The organism is Thioalkalivibrio sp. (assembly GCF_007692535.1).
GTDB lineage: Bacteria > Pseudomonadota > Gammaproteobacteria > Ectothiorhodospirales > Ectothiorhodospiraceae > Thioalkalivibrio.
Genome location: NZ_REBW01000116.1, coordinates 1 through 4,971 on the forward strand (window position 1 = coordinate 1; position 4,971 = coordinate 4,971).

6 protein-coding genes are annotated in these 4,971 nt (G+C 62.5%); 4 read left to right on the plus strand and 2 right to left on the minus strand.

The features are described 5' to 3' along the window. Positions 1 to 293 precede the first annotated feature (293 nt). Together EA346_RS05640 and EA346_RS05645 are read left to right on the plus strand one after the other, a co-directional pair. On the plus strand, positions 294 to 521 hold the full coding sequence (locus EA346_RS05640; RefSeq protein WP_296756524.1) for a DUF433 domain-containing protein: 228 nt from the start codon (positions 294 to 296) through the stop codon (positions 519 to 521). Further along, positions 521 to 832, plus strand: coding sequence for a DUF5615 family PIN-like protein (locus EA346_RS05645; RefSeq protein WP_296756526.1), 312 nt, complete (start codon positions 521 to 523; stop codon positions 830 to 832). The genes EA346_RS05640 and EA346_RS05645 overlap by 1 nt, the downstream gene beginning before the upstream one ends. 45 nt (positions 833 to 877) lie before the next feature. Here the strand turns inward: EA346_RS05645 and EA346_RS05650 are convergent, their stop codons facing one another. After that, positions 878 to 1,459 carry a YceI family protein gene (locus tag EA346_RS05650; protein WP_296756528.1) on the minus strand — a complete coding sequence of 194 codons (582 nt, stop codon included), beginning with the start codon at positions 1,457 to 1,459 and terminating at the stop codon, positions 878 to 880. Positions 1,460 to 2,441: 982 nt separating this feature from the next. Here EA346_RS05650 and EA346_RS05655 point away from each other — a divergent pair. Continuing rightward, positions 2,442 to 3,755 carry a sulfite oxidase gene (locus EA346_RS05655; RefSeq protein WP_296756531.1) on the plus strand — a complete coding sequence of 438 codons (1,314 nt, stop codon included), beginning with the start codon at positions 2,442 to 2,444 and terminating at the stop codon, positions 3,753 to 3,755. 381 nt (positions 3,756 to 4,136) lie between these two features. On the opposite strand, the gene EA346_RS05660 is transcribed toward EA346_RS05655, so the two are convergent. Further along, on the minus strand, positions 4,137 to 4,391 hold the full coding sequence (locus EA346_RS05660) for a hypothetical protein (RefSeq protein WP_366755764.1): 255 nt from the start codon (positions 4,389 to 4,391) through the stop codon (positions 4,137 to 4,139). A 255-nt stretch (positions 4,392 to 4,646) separates the two neighbouring features. Here EA346_RS05660 and EA346_RS05665 point away from each other — a divergent pair, with 255 nt between their 5' ends. After that, positions 4,647 to 4,964, plus strand: coding sequence for an alkyl sulfatase C-terminal domain-containing protein (locus EA346_RS05665; protein ID WP_296756535.1), 318 nt, complete (start codon positions 4,647 to 4,649; stop codon positions 4,962 to 4,964). Positions 4,965 to 4,971 lie beyond the last annotated feature (7 nt).

The following is a 4,971-nucleotide window of genomic DNA, read 5'->3' on the forward strand; positions in this document are numbered from 1 at the left end:
CCCTTGTTCCAGGGGGCAGGGCGATAGGCAACGGTCATTTCACTGTCGTTCATGGTCGGTCTCCTCGTTCGTGGTTGAGGAAACATGAGCATGGTCCGATTCAGCATGGTTCGGTCGAAATGAAGCGGGTCGGGGAGTTCGTTGCGCCAGCCTCCGGAAGTGGTGACAAAGGAACCACCGGCCTGTCAGCCTTGTCGGCTTACGCGAGGGCTTCGCATCTCCGGCGTTTCGATTGGACGCCTGCGAGCACTCGGGAGTAGCATCAAAACGTATCTCACGGCTGGAGCCATGCCATGGCGGATCTGAGTCGCATCACCCTGGACGTAGAGGTTTGCCACGGCAAGCCCTGTGTCCGGCATATGCGCTGGCCGGTCGAGGTGGTGCTCGACCTCGTGGGGTCGGGCATGACGATGGATGAGATCATCGCCGACCATCCGGAACTGGAACGCGAGGACATCGTGGCCTGCCTGCACTACGCGCGCCTCCTGTTGTCCGGGGAGCCGGTCCGTCACGTGGCCTGATGCGCGTTCTTTGCGACGTTCACATCCCGTTTCGGCTCGTCAACCGGTTGCGCGAGATGGGTGTGGATGCGACACACGTGAACCGTGTGCTCGACGGTTCGAGGACCACTGACGCGGCGATCTGCGCGTTCGTGGATCAGGGCGGCATGCTCCTGATCACGAAGGATGGCGATTTCCGGGATAGCCATTATCTTCGAGGTTCGCCAGCACGTGTGTTGCGAGTCACTCTGGGCAACCAGCCAATGGACTCAGGCGCGCGAAATGGCTGGGCTGCGGGGGCGCGTCCTTGCGCCAGCCTCCAAGCGGAATGACGTCTGGGCTGCTTCCACAGCGTTTCCGACTATCTGCCCAGCGGCTTAGTCCTTGTCGAAGACGAGAGTAAAGTTGACCGGCGCGTTGGTGGTGATATTGGGGAGGTTGACAATCGCCCTGAGCGCCTCAATGCCACCGGCCAATCCCAACGGCTCGGCCTCAACCACGACCGGCTGGAGATTGCTCACTTGCAAGCCGTTCTCCAGCCCGACCACGACCAGTCCGACCTCCTTCTCATGGGTGATGTCATGGATCGTCAACTGGAAAGGAACAGCGTTCTGCACCACCCGGGCTCCCGGAGCCATATCCTCCAGGAGTGCCGGATCGAAGTTCATGCGGATCTTCGCGCTAGGGAAGTTTTCCACATCGAACAGCATGGTCTGCTTCCGCTCGTCGCGGATACTGATCGCGGTGTCGACACTGGTCAGGTCAATGGCCACGTTCGCCTCGCCAGCCTGCGAGACGTTCCCCGAAAGGCGGTTGAAGGTATTCAACTCGGTGACGTTGACATTCTTGGTGGTCAGGTAGAACAGCGCGGACTCGGCGTTGTTTAGGGTCCAGTCTGCGGACGCCGCGCTGGCGGCCAGTATTGACACGAGTGCAACGGCAGTTTTCTTGCTCAACATCGGGTTCCTCCATTCCTAAATTATTTTGTTGTGATTCCGGGTACACACGTCCATAAGGCGGGCTGGTGATCGGTCCGCCAGACTCAAGCGCCCAAGTGTGCACGGACAACTTCCGATCCGGATCGGCAGTTGAACCTCTTTGTCAACCATCCGGTCCGTGTGGCTAAGGTACGGGGCGGGAAGAACTTGCGTCAACCGAAAGCGAAGTGAACGCGATTTCAACCGAAGCGGTGGAGCCGCTAACGGCCGGCTCAGGGGGGCACCAAGGCCGGTAGCATGGGTAACGGACCTCGTGGGTGAAGCTGCCGAAAGCGGTTGCGGCTGGGAGCAGACCGTTCGCGACCCTGAGCGGCCAGTGAGGTTGGGGGAAACCAGGGGCTGGAGTCGGACGTAAAGCTGACTCCCGAAAAGGCGTCCCCGATGTTTGCTGTATGACCTGCTCCGCCACCGTCTGGTGGGTGCGGACCATCGCGTGTATCGAGGGTCCCGATGTCATCGACAGTCGCCCCCGTTGAGAAGAAAACGACCGAACCCCTAGGCTCATGGTGGCCGCCCTGTCGGGTGCCGCTGCAGCGCGGCTTTTTTAATCGCCTAGCATGACCCCGCGACGACTCTCCGGGGCTAAGCCGACGACGGTGCGGCCGCGACGCCGGCTGGGCGGGCGGCAGGGGTGAGCGTGAAAAGTGCGCTGGCAAGCCTGCCGAAGCGGCGGATGCGGGCACCGTGACACCACTCAAAGGCGATCAGTGCGCGAAAGCGAAGGCCGCACGCAGGCGTCAGCATCGGCGAGAAGCGGGATCGGGCCGTCGAAGAGGCGCTTTACACCGCCTATACTCCCGGCCACGAGTCGACTCGTTCATCGTGCACTGCACGATTGTATTTCTGGCAACGGTTGCTATGTTCCGAACAGGTGCTGCTCGTAAGGGCAGGCTCGCAGCAGGTCAGTGGCCCTCAACCTTTAGAACCACTCCTGGAGGAGAAAATGAGCGACCAAAAAGAAGAACGAGGCTTGAGAGAGCTTTACGATCAGGATCCGGAACGCGCTGATTATCTGGCGTTCGGGCGCAAAACGGAGACCGATCGGCGCGGATTCCTGAAAGGCGCCGGGCTCACGGCGATGATGCTCGCGGTCGGGGGCGCCATCCCCTTTGCCCGCAACATGCCATCCGGACTGATTCCGTCGGCCCTGGCCGACACCCCCGAGGATTTCACGCTGTTCGGCAAGACAGGGATCATCATCCGCAACGATCGCCCGGTCAATCTGGAAACACCGGCGCCTCTGCTCGATCCGGACGTCACGCCCATCGAGAATTTCTTCGTGCGCAACAACGGCGGTGTGCCCGAGGCGACTGCGGACCCGGAAGCATGGACGCTCACGATCGACGGGGAGGTGGACAATCCCCTGCAGCTGACGCTGGCACAGCTGCAGTCCGACTTCGAGACCGTGACCCTGCGCATGCAACTCGAATGCGGGGGTAACGGCCGGGCCGGTTTCAACCCCTCCCCGCGGGGTAACCAGTGGGCCATTGGTGCGGTGGGCAACGGCGAGTGGACCGGCTGCCGACTTCGGGATGTCCTGCAGCAGGCAGGTCTGAAGTCCAGCGCTGTGTACACCGGACATTACGGTGCCGACCCCCATCTCTCCGGAGAACCGGGGCGCCCATCCATCAGTCGCGGGGTTCCCATCGATAAGGCGCTGGAACCACACACGCTGCTCGTCTGGGGCATGAACGGCGAGCCGCTGCCGCTGATCCATGGCGGACCCCTGCGCGTCGTCGCCGCGGGTTGGCCGGGCTCCTGTTCACAGAAATGGCTGACCCGAATCTGGGTTCGCGACCAGGAACACGATGGTCCCGGCATGACCGGCCTTTCCTATCGTATGCCGCGCAATCCGGTACCCCCCGGTGCCGAGGTGCCTCATGAGGACATGGTGGTCATGGGGCCCATGCCGGTGAAATCCGTCATTACCTTCCCTGACACGCTCACCGATGTCAGGGCCGACGAGGCATTCGAGGTCCGCGGGCATGCATGGGCCGGTGAGCACGAGGTTCAGGCCATGCACGTGTCCTATGACTTCGGCGCCACCTGGGTCGAGGCAGAGTTGGAGCCACCCACGAATCGCTACGACTGGCAGCGCTGGCGTGCCCGAATCACGCTGCCCGCAGCGGGATACTACGAGATCTGGGCGCGGGCGACGGACGATACCGGAGTCATGCAGCCAGCCGTTGTGCCGGGATGGAATCCGAGGGGGTATGGCAACAATTCCCAGCACCGCATCGCGCTCAACGCAGCATGAGGGGCAGGAAGCTTCGCACAGGACTGGCCTGCGCATGTCTGGGTCTGATGATGGCCGGTGGCGCTAGCGGGCAGACCTCCGATTTCGGAGGTCTGCCCGCCGGCCCCGGCCAGTTGGAAACCTTCGGCAACTGCACAGCCTGCCACTCGACGATGATCATCACGCAGCAGAATTTCAGCCGCAGAACCTGGGACGAGGTCCTGACCTGGATGGTTGAGGACCAGGGAATGTGGGAGATGCCTTCGGAGACACGTCAGATTGTTCTTGACTACCTGGTGACCCACTTCGGTCCAGAGTCATGATGGACACGGAGCCGGTCAGTGATGGCGAGCCACGCCGCCCTGCGGGTGGCTGGGCGAGAGTTCGGTCTGAGCCACCGCGCTAGTGTCGCCGGTTTCTCGATGATCCGGAGGACATGACCAGCAGCAACAAGCCGTAGTAAACACCGGCCACCGCACCGTAGAGGTGAGCATCGATAATGACCGCGTCGCCGGTCAGCCCCTGAGTGAGGGTGTCCTCCCCTGCGACTTGTTCCAGGACGAGCTTCGCCGTCAGCGCGATCACCAGGGCCGCCCCGTGCGGTGGCAGACGCCTGATGCTCGCTCCAGCGCCGGCCGCGAACAAACCATGGAGCATCCCCGATGCCCCAACTACCAAGTCAGCGCGGGCGAACAACACAGGAGACCGAGGCTCACGCCGAAGGCGATGAATAGGATTCCTGCCGGAACATCCAGAGAACGGCAAAACCAGCGAGGTTCATGCATGGATAGATCCAGCCGAGATGGACGAAGTGCGCCCCGAACAGGTGCCACGGCTCCACCAGCGGCGTGCCCCGCTCCAGCCGCACCCATTCGGACCCATTTCGTCACCTGAACGCCAAGCCATGACGGGCTGGCGGCGGCCTCCCTGGACGAGAACCTACATTTTCTCCGCTACTTGGTGGACCCGCGCAAGGCGGAGGGTGAGCGGCTCGCGTTCACGATTGCGACCGAGGGCGACCCGCAGATCAGGTGGGTCGAACTGCGCAACAGCGTGCTCGTGATATCCAATGTCGACTCGAAAGCCACCGCACACGTCGACGTCACGCGGCCCGAGCTGGCGGATTTCGTGCTCGGAAAGGGTGCAGCGGCCAAGGCCGGCGAACCGCTGGCCGAGCTGGATCGCGGGCCACATCGTTCACCCGCAACTGCACCACATCGCAGCCCCTGAGCTTGCT